This window comes from Streptomyces sp. YIM 121038 (assembly GCF_006088715.1).
In the GTDB taxonomy this organism is placed as follows: Bacteria; Actinomycetota; Actinomycetes; order Streptomycetales; family Streptomycetaceae; genus Streptomyces.
Map to the genome: position 1 here is coordinate 916959 of NZ_CP030771.1, position 24258 is coordinate 941216.

A 24258-nucleotide genomic window follows, 5' to 3' on the forward strand; every position below is an offset into this window, starting at 1 on the left:
GGCCCTGTCCACGGTCTCGGTACACGAGCGGCCCTCGCGCACCCCGGGGAGCGACACTCCCGAGGCGCCTCCCGGGCCGCAGGAGTACGGACGTGCGCAGCCGACCGTGAGGAGTACGTGATGGCGTTACGGAAGAGCACGAAGGCCGGTGGGGTGGGAGTCGTGGCGGCCGCGCTGGCGGCCACCGCCTTCGTGGCACCCGCCCAGGCGAGACCGGACGCACCGGGTCCGGGGGCCGGGCACAAGGCCACGCAGCGCGCGATGGACGCGGCCGTGCGCGCGGGCATCCCCGGCGTCACGGCCCAGGCGCGTGACGGCCGTGGCATCTGGAAGGCGGCGTCGGGCGTCGGCGATCTGACGTCGGGCAAGCCGCGCGGCAAGCACGACAAGTTCCGCGCCGGCAGCATCACCAAGGCGTTCGTGGCGACCGTCCTGCTCCAGCTGGAGTCCGAGGGGAAGCTCAGCCTCGACGACACCGTCGAGCGCCACCTGCCGGGCCTCGTGCGCGGCAACGGCAACGACGGCCGCAGGATCAGCGTCCGGCAGCTGCTCAACCACACCAGCGGCCTGTTCGACTATCTGGCCGACCCCGAGTACAGCAGGACGTACATGGAGGGCGACGGCTACCTCACCCATCGCTACGACACCCTGCCGCCCAAGAAGCACGTGCGCGTCGCGCTCTCCCACAAGCCTCTGTTCGAACCCGGCGCCAAGCACGCGTACTCCAACACCAACTACGTCCTGGCCGGGCTGATCATCGAGAAGACCACCGGCAGGACGTACGAGGACGAGGTCCGCGACCGCATCATCGAGCCGCTGGGCCTCAAGGACACCTCCAACCCCGGCAACAGCATCCGCCTTCCCCGGCCCAGCAGTCGCGGCTACTCCAAGCTGTTCCGGGCGGCGCCCGACCGGATCGACGACATCACCGAGATGAACGGCTCGCAGGGCTGGGCCGACGGCGACATCATCTCCACCGCGGGCGACCTGAACCGGTTCTACCGCGCCCTGCTGCGCGGCAAGCTCCTGCCGCCGAAGCAGCTGAAGGAGATGAAGACCACCGTCGCCACCCCCGGATCGTCGTACACGAGGTACGGGCTCGGCATCTCCCGCCTCAGGACGAGCTGCGGCACCACGCTCTGGGGCCACGGCGGCGGCATGATCGGCTGGCTCTCCATGGTCGTCTCCACGGAGGACGGCGGCCATCAGCTCGCCTACAACTTCAACGGGGACTGGGACACGTCACAGATGCCGAAGATCGTCGACGCGGAGTTCTGCGGCACGTCACGCTGAGGCACCCGGGGCCGGACCGCGGTGGAGCGTCCGGCCTCGGGCGCGCCGCGCCTCTGACATCGTTGTCGAAGGCGCGGCGCGCACGATCGCGGCCTACGGGTAGCGGCGTGCCCCGAGGAGGCACCACAGGCCGGGGCGCGTGGTCGCCCTACGGCGTGTAGACGGCGTCACTGCCGTACAGCTCCCTGGTGAACGCGGAGACCTCGGCGCTGCGGTCGGTGCCGTTGAGGTTGTACGTCAGATAGACGCCGTAGCCCTCGCTGACCGTGCGGCGGGCGAGCGCGGCGGACGTGCTCTGCGAGGTCCGGCCGATCTCGACGGCCGCGGGCGAGAGCTTCGCCTTGGGCAGGGCGATGCCGGGGACCTGCCAGGAGCCGTAGTACGGGTTCCAGGCGTAGTCGAACTTGGACGAGACGTTGACGCCGCCGTAGGACAGGCGCGAGGCGGACGGGCCGATGTTGTAGAGGCTGATGATCTTGTTCGGCATGTTCGCGCGCAGCGCCGTCACCAGGTGCACGAACGAACTGGCGTTGGGCTGGCCGGTGCCGTTGTTGCCGTACTCGGCGTACTCGTCGTCGAAGTCGATGCCGTCGAGCCCGTACTTGGTGACGGTGTCCGACAGCTGCTTGGCGAACGCCGAAGCCGCCTGCTGGTTCGGGAAGTTGGCGAAGCCCGCGCCCTGGTGGTTGCCGAGCACCGAGAGGACGACCTTGATGCCCTTCTGCTGCAACGGCCGTATCTGCGTGGCGGCGTTGTCGAGGACGCGCTGCACGTTCTCGTTGAAGTGCAGATACGCCGCCTTCTTGCCGGTGTCGTAGTTGATGTTCGCCGCGAAGATCACGGCGACGTCGAAGACGTTGGCGCCGCCCTTGGCGAGGGTGTACTTGCCGACGTTCAGCATGCTGTTGTCGTTCACCTCGACGTACGCCACCGAGGTCGGCCCCTGTTTCGCCGGAGCCGGAGCGGGGGCCGCCGCCGCGCCGGTCGAGGTGGTCGCACCGAAGGCGAGGGCCGCGACTGCCGAGAGCGCGAGCGCGGCCACCCGCACTCTGCTCCGTACCAGAGTGAACATCGTTGATCTGTCTCCCATCGCATGGGTCGGCGCCCGACCTGTTCGAAAGCGCCGAGTGAGCGCTCCGAGTTTTCCGCGCTGGTGACCGAATCCCAAGATTCGCACGCAATCTCTTCACGACTCCCACGCATCTCACGCCACAGATCAACACACGCGGACCAGGGGGCCGCAGGACGGGAGCCTGCTGGCCATGCCGTCGGCCCCGCCGTGGTGGACGGGCCTACTCGGTCACCAGCTCCAGGCCGTGCTTTTCGAGGTAGATGTCGAGGGGGGCGTACCAGCCGACGGAGGCGCAGTTGCGGTCCGTGTCGCCTTGGCAGCTGGCGGGGAAGGCGGCCTTGTCGGAGGACGAGACGATGCCGTTGGCGTAGACGTCGGAGCCGTTGGGCTGGGAGATGGGGCCGCCGCTGTCACCCGGACCCCAGATCGGCTGACCGGCGGGCTTGCTGACCTTGATGGTGCGGTAGATCGTTCCGGAGTTGGTGACGACGGTCTGTTCGGTGGCGTCGATCGTGATGTCGCAGATGTTCCCCGAAGCCGCTCCGGAGGAGCACACCTTCTGACCCACGTGGTTCTGGTGCAGGCCCTTGACCGGCCACGTCTGCTGATCGCCACCGCCGTACGCCCAGGGGCCCCACCACATGCGGGACTGGAAGAAGCCCGGGTTGGACGACTGTTCCGGGTAGAGGAGGTTGACGTCCCGTTCCGTGTCCCGCTGCCCTATCCAGCCGAACGGCCTGCTGTCGGGGAACTCCGGGCTGTACGCCTTGACGTTCTGACCGCCGCAGTGCGCGGCGCTCGTCATCAGCCGTGCCGTGTTCGCCGGGTACCGGACGGCGAACCCCGTGGAGCAGTTGTACCGACCGTCCGGCCCCGGGTAGACCCACCGGGCACCGCCGAACGCCTGCTCCCCGACCCGCCCCGCGGCACGCACGGCCCCCTTCGGGGACTTCCCGGTCGCGGCCTGCGGATTCTCGGTCCGTACGCGGGTGAGGGCGATGCCGCCGGTGATGTCCGCGACGCTGCGGGTGAGCGAGGCGGTCTCCCGGCCGGACAGGGCGGTCCCGCGGTCCGCCTGGGCGACACCGATGAGCAGCCCCTTGCCGTCCGCGCTGGGGCCGACGGAGGTGAGCTTCTCGGGGAGGCGCTCGCGCTGGGCGAAGACGCGGTCCCGGGCGGTGCGGAGCTGGCGCTGGGTGTAGGGCGCTCGCTCCACGCTCACCTTCACACGTCCGTCGCTGCCCGCGGCCCGGCGCACCGCCGCCGGGACCCGGCCCTTCCAGTACACGGTGATACGGGACTTCTCCGGGGCGGTGACCAGACCGCCGTAGCCGCCCTGCTTCGGCAGCGTCCGCGAGGTGGCGACAATCGCGTCGGCCACGTCGCCGACCGCCTTCTGCCGGGCCCAGAAGGCGGGGCCGGGGTTGTCGACCCCGGCGACGCTCGGGCGGGTACTGGCTCTCTCCGCGGGCCGGTCGCTCCCGGCGGGCCCGGCCGAGGCCGGGGAAGCGAGCGCAGTACCCGCCGTTAACGTGAGCAGGACGACAGAGGCGGCAGTGATTCGACGCACGAGATCCCTCGTTTCGCTTCGACACGACTGATGGCGAGGCGACGCTAGGGACCACTGGTCAACGATCGGTCAACAGCGCTTGCACGGGCGGTCAACGCGCGCGGCCCCACCCGGTGTTCGTGCGGCGTCACCCCGGCCCGGCGAGACCCGGGGCGTCCTGCCGGGACCGGCCCCAGGTGGCCGGAGGCCGCTCGTCGGCCCCGGCCGGTCAGGTGAGGTCACGTCAGGTCGAGGAAGCTCCACCGGGCGTCCGGCCGGGCTCCGCTCAGCCACTTGCCGCAGTTCTGGAGCACGACCGGGCTCGACGTGATGTGCTGCGTGCCCGTCCCGAGGTCGCGCAGGAAGCGGTCGACCGGGCCGCGGCGGATCGCCGCGGAGCCGGCCCAGCGGTGCACGGTGCGGCCCACCTCGTACGCGGTCGAGGTCGTGTGGTTCAGGACGAGACGGATCAGGGTGTCCTGCTCCGTGCTCGCCACCCCGCCCCGGTCCAGGGTCTCTTCGACGTCCCGCCAGACGTCGTGCACCCAGGCCCGGGCCGCCCGGAGGCTTGCCTCCGCCGTCGCGTACTCGGCGTGGAACTGGGAGGTGTCGACCGCGGCGCCCCGCGAACCGGTCCGCGCCGCGGCGACCCGCTTCAGCTCGTCCAGGAGCCGCCGGCCGACGCCGAGGGCCCAGCCCGTGTGCCCGATGGCCGACATGTTGACCAGGCCGAGGCGGTAGAGGGCGCCGCCGTTGACGGGGGTGTCCGTGGTGGCGACGTAGGTGTACTCGTGCGGTACGAACACGTCGTCGCAGTGGTAGTCGACGCTGTGGGTCGCGCGAAGGCCGAGCACGTCCCAGTTGCCGTCCAGGGTCACCTGCGACTTCGGCATCGTGAGGACCCGCAGCTCGCCGGTGCCCTCGACCAGGATCGCGCTGTGGACGTGCGTGGCGTGCGCCATCCCGGAGGCGAACTGCCACTGGCCGCTGACCCGGTAGCCGCCCGCCACGGGGACGGCCCGGCCGGGGCGGGTGCCGTGCCCGGAGAGCAGCGCGTACTTCCCGTTCGGCACGTCGGGGAACAGGTCGGCCGCCGCGTCCCCGGCGAGGTACGCCGCGGTGGTGCCGGTCATCATCTGCAGCGCGAACATGGTCCACCCGGCCGCGGCGTCGTGGTAGCTCGCCCGCTCCGCCACCTCGATCAGCTGCCGCGGCGCGAACTCGTATCCGCCCAGGCTCAGCGGGAGTTCGGCCCGTACGATCCCGGTGGCGAGGAGCGCCCGCGCCGTGTCCTCCGGCAGCCTCCCCAACTCGTCGGCGGTGTCGGCCCGTTCGTCGAGCGTCCCGCCGAGCGCGTCGATCCGCTCCAGCACCCCCGCCAGTTCCGCACTGACATGCAGCTGCCCCTCGCCCGCCATGACACCCCTCTCCTCGTGGCCCGAATCCAGATCGTCCCACGCGCGTCTCCCGCACCGCGCGGGGGTTCCCCGGCAGGGCCGCCGCACCCCCGTCGCGGCGGCCCCCCTCCGGGCTCAGCGCAGCCGCGTGGCGGCGTACGCCTCGATGGCGGCCCGCTGGTAGGCGGCCAGGCCCGGGGCGATCGCCTCGTACCACGCGTACCAGTGCTCGTTCTCCACGCAGGTGCGTCCGATCGCTCGGTACTCCTCAGCGGTGGCCGCCCTGATCCGGGCCAGCGTCCGGTACTGGGTGTCGATCTCGGCCTGCACCGCTTCGGCGTCGGCCGGGAGGCCCGCGGCCAGCAGCTCGGCCAGGCGGAGCATCTGCGCCGTGCGCTCGCGCTCGTCGGCCTTGAGCTCGGCCTCGCTCAACGCCGAGTTGTGCCGTTCGACGGCCCCGGCCAGCTCCGCAGAGCCGTCCAGGGCCTTCATGCACTGGGTGGACCGGATGCCCTCGAACAGGTTCTCCGGACGGATGATGCTGATCATGTCTGTGCCGTCCTTCCTGGACTGCTCCAGTTCGGTGATCGTGTGGGCGACGGTGCCGGCCAGGGCGTTCAGGCGGTCGCGTTCGGCGAGCAGCCGACGGTGGTGGCCCCGCAGGGCCTCCACCTCGTCGACCTGCGCGGCCAGGATCCGGCCGATCTCCGGCAGGCCGAGGCCCAGCGCCCGCAGCACGAGGACCTGTTGCAGCCGCAGCAGTTGGCGCTCCTCGTAGTAGCGGTGGCCGTTGGACCCGATCCAGGCCGGTGGCAGCAGTCCGATCTCGTCGTAGTGCCGCAGGGTCCGGGCCGTCACGCCCGACATCCGGGCGACCTCCGCGATCGGCCAGGCCATCGCCGCCTCCCTCACTCGTGCTTCACCGGGCCGGAATCTCCGGCCCTGCTCAGGACGGTAGAGGCTGCCGCTGCGGCAGCTTCAAGTCCGGCTCTCGGGCTGCCGGTTCGTGCGCCGATCCGGCGACCGCCGGGACGGTGATCACGATGAGGCCCGGCACCACCGTGTCGTGGGAAACCGATTGACGCCGGGTTTTCATTCGTGAACCATTCCGGACCGTGACGACGCATATCGATCAGGACCTGACGCCCCACGGAGAAGGCTCGTCGGCCGACCGGCCGCTCGCCCTGATCACCGGGGTGGGCCGCACCGTCGGGATCGGCGCGGGCATCGCCCGTCGGCTTGCCGCGTCGGGCTGGGACATCGCCTTCACCTACTGGACCCCTTACGACGACCGCATGAGCTGGGGCAGGGAGTCCGGCGCGACCGAGGCGATCAGCCGGTCGCTGGCCGAACACGGCGCGTCCACCACCGCGGTCGAGGCCGATCTCGCCGACCCGGATGCCCCGGCGCGCGTCTTCGACGAAGTCGAGCGGCAGTTGGGCGGCGTCACCGCGCTGGTCATGAGCCACTGCGAATCCGTCGACTCCGGACTGCTCGACACCACCGTCGAGAGTTTCGACCGGCACTTCGCCGTCAACGCGCGTGCCACCTGGCTGCTCATCCGCGAGTTCGGACGCCGCTTCGCCGCGGAACGGGGAACCGGCCGGATCGTCAGCCTCACCAGTGATCACACCGTCGGCAACCTGCCCTACGGGGCCAGCAAGGGAGCCATGGACCGGATCACCCTGGCCGCCGCCCACGAACTCGCCCACCTCGGTGTGACCGCCAACGCGATCAACCCCGGGCCGGTCGACACCGGGTGGATGCCCGAGGAGGTCCGGGACGAGTGCGTCCGCAGCACCCCGCTCGGCCGGTTGGGCACCCCGCGGGACACCGCGCACCTCGTGGACTTCCTGTGCTCCAGGGAGGGTCAGTGGATCAACGGTCAACTGCTGATGAGCAACGGCGGCATCGCATAGGGGCTGGCGCGGGCCCCTGCCGCACCCGGGCGTCGCGCCCGTGCCGCGAGGGGCCGCGGCACCGGCTGCGGCTTCTGCCCGGCTCGCCCCTGGCATCGGCCCTGTTCAGTGGGTTACGTTAGGCCGTGATGACTACCGGGACGGCTCCGCGCCACACACGGATTGGTGACCCGGCGCTCCTCTGAGCGCCGTACGGGCCGGTGTTGGCCCGCTGCGGGAACGAGGGCCCGGCGCCGCCGCACGGGCTCCGCCTCCTGTCGTGTTGATCTCAGCTCGACACGTCAACCACGACAGGAGAACTCATGCCCACCAAGACGCTGCACACCGAGACGCTGCACATCCCCACCGCCGACGGCCGGGCCGACGCCTTCGCCGCCTTCCCCGACGGTGGTGGGCGGCACCCGGGGGTGCTGATGTACCCGGACGGCTTCGGCATCCGGCCCGTACTGCGGGAGATGGCCCGCGAACTGGCCCGACACGGGTACTACGTACTCGTCCCCAACTTCCTCTACCGGCACGGCCCGGCACCGGTGATCGAACTGCCCGCGTACATCGGAGAAGAGGCCCGGCCCGCGGTCTTCGCCCAGCTGATGCCCCTGATCGAGGCGCACACCGCCGAACGTACTGTGCGTGACGCCGACGCGTACCTCCGCTTCCTCACCACCCGGCCCGAGGTCGCCGCCGGACCGGTCGCGGTGACCGGCTACTGCATCGGAGGCCTGCTGGCGCTGCGCACCGCCGTCGCCCATCCCGGCCGGGTGGCCGCCGTCGCCGGATTCCACTGCCCCGCGGGCGCCGACGGGCCCGACGGCTTCGCCGCGCTGACCGCCCGCGTGCACCTCGGCCACGCCGAAGGCGACATGACGCCCGAGGCCCTCGGCGAACTCAACCGGGCCTTGGACGCCGCGGGGGTCGACCACACCTCCGAGATCTACCCCGGCACCGTCCACGGCTTCACCATGTCCGACACCGACGCCTTCGACCCTGCCGCGCTACGCCGTCACTGGGACCGTCTGCTGCCCCTCCTCGACCGCACCCTGACCAACGGCTGAGGCTCCGCGGACGGTGCTCACCCCGCCGTGCCGTCGGTCTTGCCCAGGGCATCGGTCAGGGCACGGCAGAAGGCCGGGAGGTCGTCCGGCTTACGGCTGGTGACCAGGACGTTGTCACCCGCGGTGCACACCTGCACCTCCTGGTCCACCCACTCGCCGCCCGCGTTGCGGATGTCGGTGCGCAGGCTGGGCCAGGAGGTGAGGGTGCGGCCGCGCACCACATCGGCCTCGATGAGCGTCCACGGGGCGTGACAGATAGCCGCGACCGGCTTCCCCGCGGTGAAGAAGTCCTTGACGAACGCCACCGCCTTGTCGTCCAGGCGCAGGGCGTCGGGGTTGGCGACGCCGCCGGGCAGGACCAGGGCCTCGAAGTCGGCGGCGGACGCCTCGGCCACGACCTGGTCGACCGGGAAGGAGTCGGCCTTGTCCAGGTGGTCGAACCCCTGGACGCGGCCCGGCTCGGTCGACAGCAGGACGGGCTCGGCCCCGACGGCCTCGACGGCCCCCCACGGCTCGGTCAGTTCGATCTGCTCCACGCCTTCGGGCGCGGTGAGAAAGGCGACACGCATGGCGGCTCCTCTCGTGGTGGTGCTGATGCGGTCAGCTGTTCCGGGCCGCTTCGGCGGCCTCGCGTTCGGTGGACTTCCCGCCGGTGGCGAGGGTGCCCTGGGCGCTCTCCAGGTGGGCCCGGACGAACCACTGGAACTGGTCCAGGTCCCGCACCTGCTCGATCAGGATGTCCTCGGTGGCCGGATCGAGCTTGCCGACCTCGTCGATGGCGGCGCGATAGGCCTCGATCACGCCGGTGTACACGAGGTCGAGCGCACCCAGATGGGCGATCGCGTCCGCCCGGCCGATGCTGTAGTCGTCCCAGGTGCGCTCGGCCACCAGGGCGCCGGGAGTGCCGTGCGGCACGCCCCCGAGGGCGGAGATCCGCTCGGCGACGTCGTCGGCCATGGCACGGACGCGGTCGACCTGCGGGTCCAGCATCTCGTGCACCGCGATGAAGTGCGGGCCGACGACGTTCCAGTGCACGTGCTTGAGCGTGAGGTGCAGATCGTTCAGGGCGTGCAGACGCATGGAGAGCGCCGCGATGAGCTTGCCGCCGTCCTCGACGCTGATGCCGGGGACGGTGTAGCGCGGAGTGGTCGTACGAGCCATGGTGCGCTCCTCACAGGGGTCGGGCACCGACGCCTCCGGCGCGGGCCGTGGCATCGATACCGGAATACGGGTACTGGGGACGACCGGGTCGTCGTCCTCCTCTGGCACGCCTTCCCCCGACCAGTGACACATAACGTGTGAAATGACTCAAAGGCCATATAAGCGATGCCCGCGAGGCAGGCGCAGAACGTAGGGGAAGAAGGGGTGGACACCGTGTTGATGCCGGATCCCAAGACACTGAGAGTCATGCTCGCCCGTTATGCCGACCTGCGCATCGCGGCGCCACCGACCGAGGCGGCCCGGCGTGCCCTGGAGGACGTGAGCTACACGCTGTGCGTGCTGACCGGGGTGACCCGGGTCGACGACGCGCTCCGCGTCGCTGACGCGCTGCTCGCGGAGGCCGGAGCGAGGTCGGGGCGGCCGGGTGCCGGATCGCCTCGGGCCGGGGTAAAGCAGGCCCGTCCGGCATCCCCCCGGGCCGGGGCGCCGGGGGTGCCCGGTGCGCGGCCGGGCTCCCGGGCGGACGAGTTCCCGCTCCCCCGGCCCTCCGCCGCCCCCGAGTCGCTTCCGTCCGCCGAGCCCGCTTCCGGCCCGGCGGACGACAGCCCGGGCGATGTGTCGCTGGCCGTCTGAGCCGTCCGGGCGGGGGGGCGTAGGCGCGGCGGGAGGCGTGCGGGCGGCGGGGGCGTGCGGGCGACGGGAGGCGTGTTCGCGGCGCCCCGCCGGAGCCGCGCGCCCTCGGTCCGCACCGCGGAGTCGGGGCCTCACCGGCGGTGTCAGAGCCTCACCGGCGGAAGGCGTCCTTCGCCTTCTCCTTCGCCTGCCGCAGGTCACCCTTGCCCTGCTCGGCGCGCCCCTCCGCCGTCAGACGCTCGTTGCCCACGGCCCGGCCCGCCGCTTCCTTCAGCTTGCCCTTGGCCTGCTCGACCTTTCCCTTGGCCTTCTCGTCGCCAGCCACAGTGCTCACTCCTGAATATCGACAACAGGTACGTCCAGGCGCCTAACCGGGCTTGCTCTCCCTAAACGCGTGCGTCATGGCGGACGCGTCGAGAATGGCCCGAGCAGACCTGTGTCATGCCGGGGATCGCGGGAACTCGCAGCACTGGAGGTGACGGACCATGGTGCCTTTGTTGCTTGTTCTTCTTATCGCCGTCGTGTTGTTCGGTGCGGGATTCGCCGTGAAATTCCTCTGGCTGCTCGCCGCCCTCGTACTGCTGGCGTGGGTGCTCGGTTTCATCGTCCGCCCCGCGGGCACGGGTGGACGCAGGAGCCGCTGGTACCGCTGGTGACGGCGGTCGGAGCACGGGCCCGGCCGCCTCGCGACGGGGTGTCCGGGCCGCCGCGACGGCCTCCGCATGCCGTCCGTCGGGGATAGGCCATGGGCCTACATCCGTTTCCGCGCCCGTATAGGGCACCGCATATGACATACGACCTATGACCCAAGGCCGTTGAATTGGTCAGCGCTCGGCGAAGACCGGCCGGGCCGAAGTCGCCGACAACGTCCGTGGATTCACTGGCAGCGTCCGTGGATTCACCGAGGAGACGTACAGAGGAGGACAGTGTGAGCACGATCAAGGAAACAGTGGACGTACAGGTCCCGCTCAGCACCGCGTACGGCCACTGGACGCAGTTCGAGGAGTTCCCGAAGTTCATGGAAGGCGTCGACGAGGTCCGGCAGATCGACGACGTACACAACCACTGGACCACGAGCATCGGCGGCGTACGGCGCGAGTTCGACACGGAGATCGTCGACCAGATGCCGGACGACCGGATCACCTGGCGGACCATCGGCGGTGACACCCAGCAGCAGGGATCCGTGCGCTTCCGTCAGCTCGACGCGACGCGGACCCGCGTGGAACTGGTCATGGACGTCGAGCCGACCGGTGTCGCGGAGAAGGGCGCGGACGCGCTGGGCATGATCGAACGACGGGTGAAGGGCGATCTGCACCGGTTCAAGGACCACGTCGAGCGCTCTGGGGAGAGCGGCGCCTGGCGCGGCCGCATCCGGCCGGGCGACCCCGGCCCCATTGCCGGACCCGGCCCCGTCCCCGGTCCTGGCCCCGCCCCTGGCACCGGACCTGGCCCCGTCCCCGGGCCTGGCCCCGGCCCCGGCGCTGGCCCCGGCCCCGGCCCCGGCATGCCTCTCTGATCCGATCTGATACGACGGCCCGAGCCGTTGTGTCCGACGGACCCCCGCGAGAACGGGCAGGCACCGCCGCGCGTGGCGGTGCCTGCCCGGGCCCACCCCGTCACTGCTCGGCGCAAGGCCTTCAGCGCAGGGCGCACGTGTTCCTCTCCCGCGGCCGGACGCGCCCGCCCGTCGGCACCCGGCGTCCGACCGCCGCCCCCATCGCCACGCGCACCTGCTCCGGGAGCCGCCCGCCGCGCGGCCAGCGCACGACGTGTTCCGCGATCTCCCGCAGCTTGGTGTTGGTGTTCTGGGAGACGTCCCGCAGTATGTCCCACGCGGTTTCCGGTCGCACTCCGCTCCAGGCCATCACGACGCCGATGGCCTGGTCGACGACCGCGTGCGAGTCGACCGCACGCTGGAGCTGCGCGATCTCCTCCTGGAGAGCGGCGACCCTGCCCGCGCGTTCTTCGTCTTCTGGCATCGTGAGCGGAACTCCCTGGTGAGACGGCCATGACGGTCACTGTCACGCCTGCCCGCGATCGGCGCCGGTGAAGGCGCGCACAGCGAACACTTGCCGCTCTGCCTGTCCAGAAAGCGCAATGCCGGTCGGGGTGCCGCCCCAGGCACCCCCGCGCGGCACGTACCGTCCTTCGAGCAGCCCCGTTCTCCACGGCGTGCCCTTCCCGCCCGAGCGTGGCCGGCGGACGACAGGCGACGGGCGGCGGACGACAGGCGACGGGCGGCAACCGACAGGGAGCACGGCGGCCCGGCCGCGCCCGCTCCCCCACCCCGGAGGTGACGCCGTGAGTTCGCAGACGTTCGAGAGCGACGACCTGGAGGTGACGGAGGACTTCCTCTGCCGCGCCTACGCCAGGATGCGCATCGGCAGCGGAACGCCCGAGGCGAGCCACGCGCGCATCCACCGCGACAGCACCGCGTCGGTCAGCGTGGACGAGCTGGACCTGAACTTCGACATGTCCTACTCCGTGACCCCGCTGGGCAGGATCTGTCTGTGCGTCGTCCACGAAGGCACCGTCCGCGACCACGCCTTCCACGGCGTCCGGGACGACTTCGGCCCCGGAGACGTCGTGCTGTTCGCGCCCCCGGACCTGCCGTACGCAGGGCGCATCTGCGGTGCCCGCTACAACATCACGATGCTCGACCCCGGCCTGCTCGACCAGGTCGCGGCCACCGCGGGAAGGCCGCTGGGCGAGCCCGTGCGGCTGACCGGGCACAGACCCTCGTCCGCCGCCGCGGCCGCCTACCTCAAGAAGACCATCGTTCATCTGCGCGACGACGTCCTGGCCGACCCGGCCGTCGCGGCGCAGCCCCTGGTCGTCGCGGCCGGCCAGCAACTCCTGGCCGCGAGCGTCCTGGCGGCCTTCCCCAACACCGCGAGCACCGACCCCACCGCCCAGGACCGCACGGACGCGCACTCCACCACGCTGAGGCGTGCCGTCGCCTACATCGACGACCACGCGGACCAGCCCCTCACGGTCGCCGACGTCGCCGCCGCCGCCCATGTGACGATCCGCACCCTCCAGTACGCCTTCCGCCGTCACCTGGACACCACCCCGCTCACGTATCTCCGCCGGGCCCGCCTCGCGCACGCGCACCGCGACCTGCTGAACGCCTCGCCGCAGAGCGGCGCCACCGTCGGAGGCATCGCCGCCCGCTGGGGTTCCCGCACCCGGGCCGCTTCGCCGCGCTGTACCGGTCGGTGTACGGCACCAGTCCCTCCCGCACCCTGCACACCTGAGGGCACCACGCACGGCGGCCCCCCTCGGCGATCGCCGAGGGGGGCCGCGGAGGCAGGGGTCAGTAGAGCTTGTTCACGGCCTTCTTGGCGGTGGTCTTGAAGCCGCTGACCGGCGCGTGCGACAGGTCACCGAGCTGACCCCAGCGGACGAGCGTCACCGTGCGCCCGTCACGGCCCACCGCGAAGAGGTTGGCGTCCGAGGCCCCCGAGTTCCAGGCGGTGTGCAGGCCGTAGACGTGGACGCCCTCCTCGACGTCCAGCTTGCCGTAGTACTTCTGCTTCGCCTTGACGTCCGGGTGCTCCCGCTCCAGGCGCGCGGCGCAGTCGTCGAGCTTCTTGCGCAGGAGCCCGGCGAAGTCCTTGGCCCGCTGGGTGCTCCGCTCCACCACGGTCACCTGGACGGCGTTGGTGTCGAGGTCGGTCCAGAAGGTGCGGTGCACCGACGTCGACGGCAGCGCCTCGCCCGCGCACACCGGCAGGGCCTCGGGCTGGCCCGCGGTCACCCGCCCGGCGTGCCACGGCGACGAGGGGTGCGGCGGCAGTTCACCGGCGCTGAGGAAGCGCGGCTCCCCACCGCCGGACGGGGCCGCCGCGGCGGGTGCCGCCACGGCGGCGGCCGTGGCGGCCACGCACAGGCCGACCGTCATCGCGGCCAGGGCACCTCGGGTACGCATGCTCATCTGTCTCCCCCAACTCCGGCTGTTTCCGTGCCGATCGGCACTTTCACCCCGTTCGACCCGCCAGGACCGCGGGACGTTGCACGGCTGATCGTCACAGCCTCGTCGCGTATGTCACCGGACGGAAACAGGAGTTCGGGCGTGCCGGAGGGCAGGTCCGCAGGGTGCTCAGGCGTCCTGCTCGTAGTAGCGCAGCTCCACGGTGTTGCCGTCGGGGTCCTTCACGTACAGGGAGAGGCCGGTGCCCCGGGCGCCGAAGCGCTTGCCGGGGCCGTCCACCACGGTGAAGACGCCGGAGTCGATGACCTCCTGCCAGTCGAGCGGCTCGACCGCCAGGCAGATGTGGTCGACGTTGGCCCCGCGCGACTCCCCTTCGGGTCCCTTGAAGAGGTCGATGATGGTCGTGGGGCTCACCCGCACGGAGGGGAAGGAGACCTTGCCGGCGCGCCACTCCTCCACGCGCACCGGTTCGAGCCCCAGCGGGCCCGTGTAGAAGGCCAACGACCGCTCGATGTCGGTGACGTTCAGGACGATGTGGTCGAGGGCGATCACGCGCATGGTGGTCTCCGCTGGTTCGGGGCGCCGGGCGCCGGTGGTGGTCGTACGACGGGACCGGTGCGCCCGGTCCCCGCAGGATCTCGCCGGGAACCGGGCGGTGGCCGGCCGGTGATCCGTCACCGACCGCCGTGCCCCGCCGCTGACTTCATGATCACCCGGTGGATATCCATTAGTCCAACACATGCTTGTCATTGATATCCATCGTGATTCACGCTGGGTCCATGGACCTCCAGCAGATGCGCTACGTCCTCGCGGTGGCGGAGACCGCCAGCTTCACGCGCGCCGCCGAGCGGTGCCACGTCGTCCAGTCCGCGCTCAGCCACCAGGTGGCCCGGCTGGAGAAGGAACTGGGCGCCAGGCTCTTCGAGCGGACCAGCCGCAGGGTGCGGCTCACCGCCGCCGGAGAGGCGTTCCTGCCCGCCGCGCGCCAGGCCCTGGAGGCGGCCGAGCGGGCCCGCGCGGAGGTGGCGGCGGCCGGCGGCGAGGTGCGGGGCAAGCTGACCGTCGGGGCGATCCCCACGGTGACGGCGGTGGACCTCCCGGCGACGCTGCGGGACTACCGTCGGCGCTATCCCCAGGTGCGCATCAGCCTGCGCGCCGGCTCCAGCGAGCAGCTCGTCGAGCGGGTGCGCGACGACCAGTTGGACGCGGCGTTCCTCGGCGTGCGGCCCGACTTCCGGCCGCGGGGCGTCCACGACCGGGAGCTCGCCCACGGGCGGCACGTCGCCGTGGTCGCCCCCGACCATCCGCTCGCCGCGCACCGCGAGGTGGATCTGCGCCGACTCGCCGACGAGGCCTTCGTCGACTTCGCCGAGGGCAGCGCCGCCCGTGCCCAGTCGGACCGGGCCTTCGCGGCGGCGGGGCTGCGGCGCGAGGTGGCCTTCGAGGTGTCCGGCGTCGAGCTGATGGCCCCCATGGTCCGCCAGGGCCTCGGCGTCGCCCTGCTGCCCGGGGCGTTCGCGGCCGAACTCCACGGCCTGCGGAGCGTGCGGGTCATCGACGGCCCGGTGCGGGTGGAGCGCCTCATCTGGAGCCGCTCCACCCCGACGCCCGCCGCGTCCGCGTTCCTCGCCCTGCTGGGCATCGGTGACGGGGAGGCCGTGCCGCCGCCCCGCTGAAACGGCCCCGCCCGGGCTAACCGCGCGGCACGCCCAGGCTGTCGACGATTGCTTCGACGATCCTCATCAGCCGGGCCCCCGCCTGGTCGACGCTGCCGTTCTGCGTGCTGACCTGTGCGCCTTCGAGTACGAAGGTGATCTCGGCCGCGGCCTGTTCGGGGTCGGAGAGACCGGCGCGCGCGCACATGGCGACGAGCCTGCGCAGCTGGTGGGCCTTGTGCTGCTCGATCACCTGCCGTGCGGGATGGGAGCGGTCGGGCAGCTCGGCGAGGGAGTTGACGAACGGGCAGCCCCGGTGCGAGACGGCGGGCAGGCCGTCGGCGATGAAGCGGGCCAGTCCCAGGATCTGTTCCCCCGGGCGGTCCGGGTGCTCGGCCTCGACGCGGTCGAAGGCCGCCTGGTAGTCGGCGGCGAGGATCCGCAGCCACTCCGCGACCAGCGCGTCCTTGGTGTCGAAGTGCCGGTAGATCGCCATCTTGGTGGTCCCGGCCCGTTCCGCGATCGCCTGGACGCCCACCCGCTGGATCCCCTCGCTCTGGAAGAGCTCCTCCGCCGCGTCGAGGATGCGCTCGCGCGGCGGCAGTTTCGCCACCCTGCCCGGCCTGCTGGCGGTCGATGCCATGACTTCTCCGTGACGTCCGAACGGTCGAGGGGTTCCCACCTCCTGCTACGGTACCTCTCAGTTCCAGGCGATACCGATCGGTATCGTTTGGGACTCAACGGTACCGTTCTTTCCGCTGGGAGTGACAGTGAGAGTCAGCGAGTACGTGCACTACGACGCCGTCGGGCTCGCGGAGCTGGTGGCCGCGGGCGAGGTGACCCCCGCCGACCTGGAGGCGGCCGCACGCGAGGCCGCGGGGGCGGTCGATCCGCGGATCAACGCCATCGTGGAGACGTGGCCGACCGACGACAGGCCCCTCCCCGGCAGCGCGCCGCTGGCCGGGGTGCCCTTCCTGATCAAGGACATCGGCGTCGCCATGGCCGGGAGGCGGATGGAGCTGGGCAGCCGCCTCGCCGCGGGCCACGTGTCCGGGGCCGACTCGACGCTGATGCGGCGCTTCCGCCGCGCCGGCCTCGTGACGTTCGGGCGCACCACGACGCCGGAGCTGGCCTACAGCATGGCGACGGAACCGGTGCTGTACGGCGCGACCCGCAATCCGTGGGATCCACAGCGGAGCGCGGGCGGGTCCAGCGGGGGCGCGGGCGCGGCCGTCGCCGCCGGGGTGGTGCCGATGGCGCACGCCACCGACGCCGCGGGGTCGCTGCGCGTACCGGCCGCGCACAACGGCCTGTTCGGCCTCAAGCCCACCCGCGGCCGGGTCTCGATGGGGCCGGACATCGACGAGATGTTCAACGGCCTGGTGGTGCACGGCAGCGTCAGCCGGACCGTGCGTGACAGCGCGGCCCTGCTCGACCTGATCCGCGGCCCGGAGCCGGGCGACCCCTACTTCGCGCAGGAGCCGCCCCGGCCGTACGCGGTGGAGGTCACCCGGCCCCCGGGCACCTTGCGGATCGGTGTCCGCACGCACGCGTGGGGCGGCCGCCGCACCACGGCGCCGGTGGCCGCCGCCCTCTCCCGCACCGTCCTGCTGCTGGAGTCGCTCGGGCACGAGGTGACGGAGGCCGATGTCGGTCTCGGAGTCGGCCAGGAGGAGTTCCTGCTGGCCAACGCCCGTCTGATCACGGCGAATCTCGCGGCTCTGGTGGACGGGCTCGCCACCGCCCTCGGCAGGCCCGTCGACTCCTCGACCCTCGAACCGGTGACCCTTGCCGGTTACCACTACGGGCAGCGGGTCAGCGGCCCCCAGTTCGCCACCGCCTTCGAGGTGCGGAACCGGGTCGCCCGCAGCCTGGCACGGTCCTTCGACGCGTACGACGTACTGCTCACGCCGACCCTGCCGGAGCTTCCGATGCCGCTGGGGACCTTCGCCGAGGGCGCGCAGGGGCTCGACGGGCTCGGCTGGATCGGCCGCCTCAACGAGCGCTCGCCGTTCACCATGCCGTTCAACGTGGCGGGCACGCCCGCCATGTCCGTACCGGTGACGGCCGACCCCGGGACGGGGCTGCCGATCGGCATGCAGTTCGCCGCCGGTTACGGGCGCGAGGGCCTCCTCTTCCGCCTCGCCGGACAGCTCGAACAGGCCAGTCCGTGGGCGGGCCGGACCCCGGCGGTGTGGGCGGGGAGCCCTACGGGCTGCTGAGGAGTGCCCGTAAGGGGGCTCCCGAGGAGTGCCCGGAGGGGCCCGCTCACCAGCGGACGGCCGTGAAGTCGATGGGCTGCGGGCGCAACTGGCGTACGCGTTCGGTCAGGAGGCCGAGCCGTCGGGACATCTCGTCGGCGGGGAGGCGGCGGCGGTCGCCGTGCCCCGGCAGCACCCACTCGAAGCGCAGGCGCCCGGCGGTCCGTGCCAGGGAGGCGGCCAGCTCCTCGATGGAGTACCAGGTCACGCTCTCCGCGACCTCCAGGTCACCGGTGCCGCGTGACCAGTAGAAGCTGTCGCCGCTGAAGCAGTACCGGTCGTCGGCGAGGTAGAGCACGCTGCCCTGGGTGTGACCGGGCAGCGGGTGGACGGTGACGCCCGCGCCGACCTCCACGGGTTCGAGGCCGCGGACGACCCGGTCCGCGTCCGGGGCCGCGTCGAGGTCGCCCTCGTGGATCCACAGCCGGGCCCCGAAGTGGTCGGCGTAGCGGCGGCCGTGCGCGGCGTGGTCGCGGTGGGTGAGCAGCACGTCGGTGACCGGGCCCCGGGCCGTGCAGCGTTCGGCCAGGGCGCGGCTCCAGCGGGGCGTGTCGATCATCATGGTGGTGCCGGACGGCCACCGGAGCAGATAGGAGTTGGCCCCGGCGGTCCGGGTCGCGTTGTGGCCGCAGATCAGGACGCCGTCGTCGAGCGCCATCGGGAAGGGGTCGAGCGCCCGGTCCGGCTGCCCGGACGCCGGGCGGATCGACCGGGTGGGGCAGGCGAAGACGGCGGCGTGCAAGCGCCGGTTCTCCGCCGCGTCGCGCGGCGGCCGCAGGATCCGCGACTTCCCGTCGGCCTCGCCGATCAGGTCGGGCGCGAACTGCCGCGCGACATCGCAGTTGGTGCAGCGGTCGTCCACGTACCATCCGTCCACGACGGGCTCCTTCGCGGGAAGAGGGCCCGGGCGGAGGATTCCGCCCGGGGGCTCTTCCAGGAATATCCCGCCCGTGAGCGGAACCGGTAGGCCGTGCCGACCTTGTGTTTCGGGCCGCAGGGCCTTCTGACGGCCCGCCAAATGCGGAGGAATCGTGACGCGGCGGTCGGACGGCCGTCAGTCGAGGTAGCCGGAGTCCCCTCCCTGGAACCACAGTTCCCGGTCGAGGGTGCGCAGCGGCGCGCCGGTGCGGAAGCGCTCGACGAGGTCGGGGTTGCCCAGATAGGCACGCCCGTAGCTGACCAGGTCCGCGCCCCGGGCCAGCCAGTCCTCACCCTGCGCCCGGGTGCTTTCGTCCGGGCCGATCTGGCCGCCGGGGTTGATGATGAAGGCGGTCGGCCAGCTCTTGCGCAGACCCATCAGGACGTCGTCGGGCGCGGTCGCGAGGACGTGGACGTAGGCGAGTCCCAGCGGGGCGAGGGCGTCGAACAGCGCGGCGTACAGGCCCGGCACGTCGTCCTCGACGATGTCCCAGACCTGGCCGCCGGGGGACAGGCGGATGCCGACGCGCTCGGCGCCGATGGCGTCGGCGGTCGCCTCGACGGCCTCCACGGCGAAGCGGATGCGGCCCGCGACGGATCCGCCGTACGCGTCGGTGCGGCGGTTGGCGTTGGACGACAGGAACTGCTGGATCAAGTAGCCGTTCGCGCCGTGCAGTTCGACGCCGTCGAAGCCCGCGGCCACGGCGCGCCGGGCCGCGTCCGCGTACGCCGCCGCCTCTCCCCCGACCTCCTTCAGCGTCAGGGCGCGCGGCACGGGCGCGGGCTTGCGGCCGCCCTCCCCGCCGAACCCGACGAACACCTCGCCGCGCATCGCCACCGCCGAAGGCCCCACGGGGTGCTGCCCGGCGACGTCCGGGTGCCCCACGCGTCCGCCGTGCATGATCTGGGCGAAGATGCGCCCGCCGTTGGTGTGCACGGCGGAGGTGACGGGCCGCCAGGCGGCCACCTGGGCCTCGTCGTACAGGCCGGGCGTGTTCGGGTTCGACTGGCCGAGCAGGCTGGGCTGGACGCCTTCGCTGACGAGGAGTCCCGCGGTGGCGCGCCGGGCGTAGTAGGCGGCGGTCGACGCCGTCGGCAGCCCGTCCGCGCCCGCCCTCGCCCGGGTCATGGGAGCCATCACCACGCGGTTGGGCAGGGCGAGTTCACCGAGGCGGAATCCCTCGAAAAGGCTGGTCATGATGGTGCCTCTCAGGCCGCAGGAGCGCGGGCCGGGGGCTTCCGGCCCGTTCGTCGGCTACGCTAAAACCTGACATCGACGTCAGGGGCAAGGTGAGAGAGGCCACAGGGGGGCCACATGCGCATCGGCGAACTCGCGACCCGCACCGGCGTGAGCGTGCGCTCACTGCGGTACTACGAGGAACAGGGCCTGCTCAGCGCCCGGCGCAGCCCGAGCGGCCAACGGCACTACGGCGCCCGTGCCGTGGACCGCGTCCAGCTGATCCAGCAGTTGTACGGCGCGGGGCTGCCGAGCAAGTCGATCCGCGAGGTCCTGCCGTGCGCGGCCACGGGCGAGGCGACACCGGAGCTGATCGCCTGGCTCGCGGGCGAGCGGGACCGGATCGACCAGCAGATCGGCGACCTCAAGGACACCCGGGACCGCCTCGACGGCATCATCTCGACGGCGACCACCGCGCTGCACACCGGGCAGCCCTGCACGGTGTCGTGACGGGCCGTCAGGGCCCGGTCCGGGCGGAGAAGGTCACCGCGCCCCGCCCGTGAGGGCCGGTCGTCGGCGAGGGGTCACTCCTCGTAGGTGATCCCGTGCGGGGCCGCGACGCGGTTGAGCGCGGCCGCGTCGAGCCTGCCGCCGCCGGCCTTCGCGCCGGCCTCGAACGTCGCCTCGACGAAGCGCTCCCAACCGCCGGGCGCCGAGATCTGGAGCACCCTGGGCGGCGGCGTCGAGCCCGGCCGCAAGGCGTGCGGGACGCCGTGCGGGAGCAGGACGAACTGCCCCTCGGCGGCGGTGTGCACGCGGCCGTCGTACTCGACGGTCAGCTCGCCTTCGAGTACGTGGATGGCCTCGTCGGCCTCGTGGTGGACGTGCCGGGGTATGTCCTGGGCGACGACGACCTCCAGGAGCGAGAAACGGCCCTCGGTGTCCTCCGTACGGGCCTTCACGCAGAACGCGGGCGGCACCGCGACGCGCCCGGGGCGCGCCTGCCCCCGGTCCAGGACGATGAACCGGTCCGGGTCGCCGGACCCCTCGGCCACACCGCCGAGGCGCGTCGGGGTCCGCCCCGGCACCGGCGCGCGCAGGGGCTCCTCCCGCGCCCCCGGCGCCACGAGATACAGGGCACGCACCGGTGTGGCGGACGGGTCGTGCACGCGGTGACTCACCCCGCGCGGCAGCAGGGCGCACATGCCGGGGGCGAGCCGGTGCGTGACCCCGTCGCGGTCGACGGCCAGCTCCCCTTCGAGGACGTAGACGAACACATCGCACTCCTCACGGTCGTACGACGGCACGGGGTGTCCGCCCCGGCCCTCCAGCAGGGTGAACCGGCCTTCGGTGTCGGCCGCGTCGGCCTTGACCAGGAGTGACAGCGGCGACGACGGCGGTGGGGTGCGGCTGGGGCGGGACGCGTCGGCATCGAGCAGAATGAAGCGATTCTTGGACATGCGATACCCTTCCAAACGGAATCGGATTCCGCTTCCGATTCGGTTCGACTATGTAGAGGACCCCGCCCTCATGTCAACCCCGCCCCGGCGCCCGCGCGCCGACGCAGGACGCAACCGAACCCGCGTACTGGAAACCGCTGTTGCGCTCTTCGCCGAGCGCGGCGCGGAGGTGCAGATGGCCGAGGTGGCCAAGGCCGCCGGTGTCGGCGTCGGCACCGTCTACCGGCACTTCCCCACGCGGCAGGCCCTCGTCGAGGCGGTCGCCGAGCAACGCTTCGTGGAAATCCTCGCGTTCGCGCGGACCGCCTGCCCGTCGGCTCCGACGGCGCGGGCGGCCCTGAAGAGCCTCATGCTCCACATCGGCCGGGTCCACGAGCAGGGCCGTACGCTCTCGCTCGTGATCGAGTCGGCCCTGGGCGCCACGTCGCCGCGCGGCCAGGTCGGCGCCGAACTCAAGGACGTCGCCACCGAGATCCTCGACCGGGGCAGGGACGACGGCACCCTCCGCGCCGACGCCACGTTCGGCGACCTCTACATGATCGTGGGCGCGCTCGCGGCAGTGGCCCGCGCGGACCTGGGCGACTGGAAGCGGTTCGTCGACATCACGCTGACCGGCCTCGAACCGCAGGTGACGCCGCCAGGACCGGGCACCGCTCGGCCGGCGTCGTGACGCCCGCCGAACACCCTTCCGCAGCAGGGCTGTTGAGCGGGCGTTGAGCCGGCGTCCATCGCCAACTGGACTACTGGGAGAGCCAGTTCCCCCTCAGCGGCCTTGGAGGCCCTTCATGCTCAGGCAGGCAGTTCGATCAGTGGTCGGCTTGGCGGCGGTCTTGGCGCTGAGCGCCATGGGCACGTCGGCCTACGCGGACCCGGCCCCTCGCGCCGCGGTGGAGGCCGCGAGCACGGTGACGCCCACGGGCTGCTCCGGTAGCCCGTCGGGCTGCACGTGACAGGTCCTGGCAGGAGCCCATCAGGCCGGACGCGGCCTCGTGGGCGACCGCTGCCGCGCTACTCCGCGGTGCGCGGCGGCAGGTGCTGGGTGATCCGGTCGAACAGGTCTGTCAGCGGCTCGCTGATGTTCTTGCCGAACTCAGTCAGACCGTAGGTGACTTGGGGTGGGGTCGTCGGCTCGACCTCCCGCCAGACCAGGCCGTCCTGGACCAGCGCACGCAGGGTCTGGGCGAGCATCTTCTCGCTGATGCCCCGGATGCTGTCACGCAGCTCGAAGAAGCGAAGGCTGTTGCTCCGCAAGGAGATCAGCACCCAGATGCCCCACCTGCTGGTCACGTGGTCGACCACGTCACGCGCGGGGCAGTCAGTGTGAAACACCTCATACCGAGGCCCCGCCTCGGCCTGTGCCACCTGCGCGCCTTCTCTCATGTCCGGAGCTTACCTCCGGGTATGTTCTTACGAAAGGTAAGCCCGGCTCCTAGCGTCAAGTGCCTTACCGCACAACGAACGAGGAGCTCGACATGATCGTGGTGACCGGCGCCACCGGCAATGTGGGACGGCCCCTGACGCAGGCCCTGGCCGAGGCGGGCGAGCAGGTGACAGCGGTGTCACGGCGCACGGCGGACGTACCCGCCGGGGTCCGGCACATCCGGGCCGACCTGTCCGAGGCGCAGGGCCTCGCCCCCGCGCTGGACGGGGCGAAGGCGCTGTTCCTGCTGCTGTCCGGCGATCTGCACGCCCCCGACGCCAGGCCGGCCGACCTGATCGACCAGGCCGCGGCCTGCGGGGTCCGCAAGGTCGTCCTGCTCTCCTCGCAGGGCGTGGCGACCCGTCCGCAGGGCCCCTCGCGGGTCGCGATGCGCGCGCTGGAGGACACCTTGCGCGGCTCCGGCATGGACTGGGCCGTCGTGCGACCGGGCGGCTTCGCCTCCAACGCCCTGGCCTGGGCGGAGTCCATCCGTACGCAAGGAACGGTCGCCGCGCCCTTCGGCGACGCCGGGGTCCCGGTCGTCGACCCCGCCGACATCGCCGCGGTCGCGGCGGCCTGCCTGCTGGACGACCGCCACACCGGCGGGATCTACGAGCTGACCGGCCCCGAGGTGATCACACCGCGTCAGCAGGCGGAGGCCATCGCCACCGTGCTCGGCTCGCCGGTGCGGTTCCACGAACTCACCCGCGCCGAGGCCAAGGCCGCGATGACCCGGGTCGTACCGGCGGAACTCGCCGACGACACCCTGGACATCATCGGCGCGCCCAACGCCGCCGAACTGCGCATCAGCCCGGACGTGGAACGCGTCCTCGGGCGCACGCCGAACTCCTTCGGCGACTGGGTCGACCGCAACATCGCCGCGTTCCGCTGAGGTCGACGCCTTTCGCAGAGGCAGGCTCACGACGAGGCAGGCTCACGACGAGGGCGGCTTGATCTCCCCCGCGAAGACGATGATCTGGTCGATGAGGCTGCGCCGCAGATGGACGACGTCCGTGCCCGCGAGGCGGGGGCCTCCGTCCGGTGTGGTGAACACCCACTGGTAGCGGGCCCACTCGTCCGGCATGTCCACCCCCGAGCAGCGCACCATGGTGCCGGTGCCCGCCGGGTGGCGCCGGATGTCGAGCACGAACCGCTCGACCGCCTCGATGCCCTCACTGCGGCCCAACGGCCCCCAGAACACCACGTCGGAGGTCAGGGCCTGGGCGAGCAGCGAGGTCACGTAACTGTCGTTCGAGGCGTTGAAGGCGGAGATGAACGTGTCGATCGCGGACCGCGCGGTCTCTTCCTGCATGCACCAGTCATACCAGGCGCCTCGCGGACCGCGCCCGCCGATCCC

General features: G+C 71.9%; 27 protein-coding genes and 1 pseudogene. 12 read left to right on the top strand and 16 right to left on the bottom strand.

The genetic code is table 11. From position 1 onward, the window contains the following. Nucleotides 1-120: 120 nt before the first annotated feature. Nucleotides 121-1293 carry a serine hydrolase domain-containing protein gene (locus C9F11_RS03785; RefSeq protein WP_138957907.1) on the top strand — a complete coding sequence of 391 codons (1173 nt, stop codon included), beginning with the start codon at nt 121-123 and terminating at the stop codon, nt 1291-1293. A 148-nt stretch (nt 1294-1441) separates the two neighbouring features. Here C9F11_RS03785 and C9F11_RS03790 read toward each other — a convergent pair whose 3' ends face one another. From C9F11_RS03790 to C9F11_RS03805, 4 genes are all read right to left on the bottom strand, one after another. Further along, nucleotides 1442-2365, bottom strand: a complete 924-nt coding sequence (locus tag C9F11_RS03790; protein WP_138957908.1) for an endo-beta-N-acetylglucosaminidase H — start codon at nt 2363-2365, stop codon at nt 1442-1444. Nucleotides 2366-2585: 220 nt separating this feature from the next. Further along, nucleotides 2586-3746: a S1 family peptidase gene (locus C9F11_RS03795; RefSeq protein WP_249401583.1), complete on the bottom strand. Its 1161-nt coding sequence runs from the start codon at nt 3744-3746 to the stop codon at nt 2586-2588. Nucleotides 3747-4153: 407 nt separating this feature from the next. After that, nucleotides 4154-5332: an acyl-CoA dehydrogenase family protein gene (locus tag C9F11_RS03800; RefSeq protein ID WP_138957910.1), complete on the bottom strand. Its 1179-nt coding sequence runs from the start codon at nt 5330-5332 to the stop codon at nt 4154-4156. 114 nt (nt 5333-5446) lie between these two features. Continuing rightward, nucleotides 5447-6208, bottom strand: coding sequence for a MerR family transcriptional regulator (locus C9F11_RS03805; RefSeq protein WP_138957911.1), 762 nt, complete (start codon nt 6206-6208; stop codon nt 5447-5449). Nucleotides 6209-6426: 218 nt separating this feature from the next. On the opposite strand from C9F11_RS03805, the gene C9F11_RS03810 reads away from it, so the two are divergent. Both C9F11_RS03810 and C9F11_RS03815 read left to right on the top strand, forming a co-directional pair. Next, on the top strand, nt 6427-7230 hold the full coding sequence (locus C9F11_RS03810) for an SDR family oxidoreductase (protein WP_138957912.1): 804 nt from the start codon (nt 6427-6429) through the stop codon (nt 7228-7230). Between the two features lie 302 nt (nt 7231-7532). Further along, a complete protein-coding gene (locus tag C9F11_RS03815) occupies nt 7533-8282 on the top strand; it encodes a dienelactone hydrolase family protein (protein ID WP_138957913.1) in 750 nt (249 codons plus the stop codon). A 17-nt stretch (nt 8283-8299) separates the two neighbouring features. On the opposite strand, the gene C9F11_RS03820 is transcribed toward C9F11_RS03815, so the two are convergent. Continuing rightward, on the bottom strand, nt 8300-8851 hold the full coding sequence (locus C9F11_RS03820) for a type 1 glutamine amidotransferase domain-containing protein (protein ID WP_138957914.1): 552 nt from the start codon (nt 8849-8851) through the stop codon (nt 8300-8302). 31 nt (nt 8852-8882) lie between these two features. Further along, the gene (locus C9F11_RS03825; protein ID WP_138957915.1) at nt 8883-9443 is read right to left on the bottom strand and encodes a DNA starvation/stationary phase protection protein; all 561 of its coding nucleotides are present in this window, start codon (nt 9441-9443) and stop codon (nt 8883-8885) included. A gap of 219 nt (nt 9444-9662) precedes the next feature. Between C9F11_RS03825 and C9F11_RS49900 the strand changes: the two genes are divergently transcribed. Further along, nucleotides 9663-10076 carry a DUF5133 domain-containing protein gene (locus C9F11_RS49900; RefSeq protein WP_346347222.1) on the top strand — a complete coding sequence of 138 codons (414 nt, stop codon included), beginning with the start codon at nt 9663-9665 and terminating at the stop codon, nt 10074-10076. Between the two features lie 151 nt (nt 10077-10227). On the opposite strand, the gene C9F11_RS03835 is transcribed toward C9F11_RS49900, so the two are convergent. Beyond that, complete coding sequence (locus C9F11_RS03835; protein ID WP_138957916.1) at nt 10228-10401, bottom strand: CsbD family protein; 174 nt, start codon at nt 10399-10401, stop codon at nt 10228-10230. 160 nt (nt 10402-10561) lie between these two features. On the opposite strand from C9F11_RS03835, the gene C9F11_RS03840 reads away from it, so the two are divergent. Both C9F11_RS03840 and C9F11_RS03845 read left to right on the top strand, forming a co-directional pair. After that, the gene (locus tag C9F11_RS03840; RefSeq protein ID WP_138957917.1) at nt 10562-10732 is read left to right on the top strand and encodes a hydrophobic protein; all 171 of its coding nucleotides are present in this window, start codon (nt 10562-10564) and stop codon (nt 10730-10732) included. Nucleotides 10733-11004: 272 nt separating this feature from the next. Next, nucleotides 11005-11463: pseudogene (locus tag C9F11_RS03845) on the top strand (SRPBCC family protein); the annotation flags it as partial. A gap of 250 nt (nt 11464-11713) precedes the next feature. On the opposite strand, the gene C9F11_RS03850 reads toward C9F11_RS03845, so the two are convergent. Further along, nucleotides 11714-12055 carry an ANTAR domain-containing protein gene (locus C9F11_RS03850; protein ID WP_138957919.1) on the bottom strand — a complete coding sequence of 114 codons (342 nt, stop codon included), beginning with the start codon at nt 12053-12055 and terminating at the stop codon, nt 11714-11716. Between the two features lie 322 nt (nt 12056-12377). Here C9F11_RS03850 and C9F11_RS03855 point away from each other — a divergent pair, with 322 nt between their 5' ends. Then, nucleotides 12378-13433: an AraC family transcriptional regulator gene (locus C9F11_RS03855; RefSeq protein WP_249401584.1), complete on the top strand. Its 1056-nt coding sequence runs from the start codon at nt 12378-12380 to the stop codon at nt 13431-13433. Here C9F11_RS03855 and C9F11_RS03860 read toward each other — a convergent pair. Both C9F11_RS03860 and C9F11_RS03865 read right to left on the bottom strand, forming a co-directional pair. Beyond that, a complete protein-coding gene (locus tag C9F11_RS03860; RefSeq protein WP_138957920.1) occupies nt 13393-14013 on the bottom strand; it encodes a hypothetical protein in 621 nt (206 codons plus the stop codon). The two genes, C9F11_RS03855 and C9F11_RS03860, sit on opposite strands and share 41 nt — an antisense overlap. Before the next feature lie 165 nt (nt 14014-14178). Then, entirely contained in the window at nt 14179-14568 is a 390-nt protein-coding gene (locus C9F11_RS03865; RefSeq protein WP_138957921.1) for a VOC family protein, read from the bottom strand. Nucleotides 14569-14789: 221 nt separating this feature from the next. On the opposite strand from C9F11_RS03865, the gene C9F11_RS03870 reads away from it, so the two are divergent. Beyond that, on the top strand, nt 14790-15686 hold the full coding sequence (locus tag C9F11_RS03870; protein ID WP_138957922.1) for a LysR family transcriptional regulator: 897 nt from the start codon (nt 14790-14792) through the stop codon (nt 15684-15686). Between the two features lie 16 nt (nt 15687-15702). Here C9F11_RS03870 and C9F11_RS03875 read toward each other — a convergent pair whose 3' ends face one another. Then, entirely contained in the window at nt 15703-16308 is a 606-nt protein-coding gene (locus C9F11_RS03875; RefSeq protein WP_138957923.1) for a TetR/AcrR family transcriptional regulator, read from the bottom strand. Nucleotides 16309-16435: 127 nt separating this feature from the next. On the opposite strand from C9F11_RS03875, the gene C9F11_RS03880 reads away from it, so the two are divergent. Further along, complete coding sequence (locus tag C9F11_RS03880; RefSeq protein ID WP_138957924.1) at nt 16436-17887, top strand: amidase; 1452 nt, start codon at nt 16436-16438, stop codon at nt 17885-17887. 46 nt (nt 17888-17933) lie between these two features. Here the strand turns inward: C9F11_RS03880 and C9F11_RS03885 are convergent, their stop codons facing one another. Beyond that, a complete protein-coding gene (locus C9F11_RS03885) occupies nt 17934-18803 on the bottom strand; it encodes an MBL fold metallo-hydrolase (protein ID WP_138957925.1) in 870 nt (289 codons plus the stop codon). Between the two features lie 177 nt (nt 18804-18980). Then, complete coding sequence (locus C9F11_RS03890; RefSeq protein ID WP_138957926.1) at nt 18981-20042, bottom strand: alkene reductase; 1062 nt, start codon at nt 20040-20042, stop codon at nt 18981-18983. A 117-nt stretch (nt 20043-20159) separates the two neighbouring features. On the opposite strand from C9F11_RS03890, the gene C9F11_RS03895 reads away from it, so the two are divergent. Continuing rightward, nucleotides 20160-20531, top strand: coding sequence for a MerR family transcriptional regulator (locus C9F11_RS03895; RefSeq protein WP_138957927.1), 372 nt, complete (start codon nt 20160-20162; stop codon nt 20529-20531). Nucleotides 20532-20605: 74 nt separating this feature from the next. On the opposite strand, the gene C9F11_RS03900 is transcribed toward C9F11_RS03895, so the two are convergent. Then, complete coding sequence (locus C9F11_RS03900; RefSeq protein WP_138957928.1) at nt 20606-21481, bottom strand: cupin domain-containing protein; 876 nt, start codon at nt 21479-21481, stop codon at nt 20606-20608. Between the two features lie 70 nt (nt 21482-21551). Here C9F11_RS03900 and C9F11_RS03905 point away from each other — a divergent pair, with 70 nt between their 5' ends. After that, nucleotides 21552-22151, top strand: a complete 600-nt coding sequence (locus C9F11_RS03905) for a TetR/AcrR family transcriptional regulator (RefSeq protein ID WP_138957929.1) — start codon at nt 21552-21554, stop codon at nt 22149-22151. Nucleotides 22152-22489: 338 nt separating this feature from the next. Here C9F11_RS03905 and C9F11_RS03910 read toward each other — a convergent pair whose 3' ends face one another. After that, the gene (locus C9F11_RS03910; protein ID WP_138957930.1) at nt 22490-22861 is read right to left on the bottom strand and encodes a helix-turn-helix domain-containing protein; all 372 of its coding nucleotides are present in this window, start codon (nt 22859-22861) and stop codon (nt 22490-22492) included. Nucleotides 22862-22953: 92 nt separating this feature from the next. Here C9F11_RS03910 and C9F11_RS03915 point away from each other — a divergent pair, with 92 nt between their 5' ends. Next, a complete protein-coding gene (locus C9F11_RS03915; RefSeq protein WP_138957931.1) occupies nt 22954-23793 on the top strand; it encodes an NAD(P)H-binding protein in 840 nt (279 codons plus the stop codon). A 42-nt stretch (nt 23794-23835) separates the two neighbouring features. Here the strand turns inward: C9F11_RS03915 and C9F11_RS03920 are convergent, their stop codons facing one another. Then, nucleotides 23836-24213 carry a nuclear transport factor 2 family protein gene (locus C9F11_RS03920; protein WP_138957932.1) on the bottom strand — a complete coding sequence of 126 codons (378 nt, stop codon included), beginning with the start codon at nt 24211-24213 and terminating at the stop codon, nt 23836-23838. Nucleotides 24214-24258 lie beyond the last annotated feature (45 nt).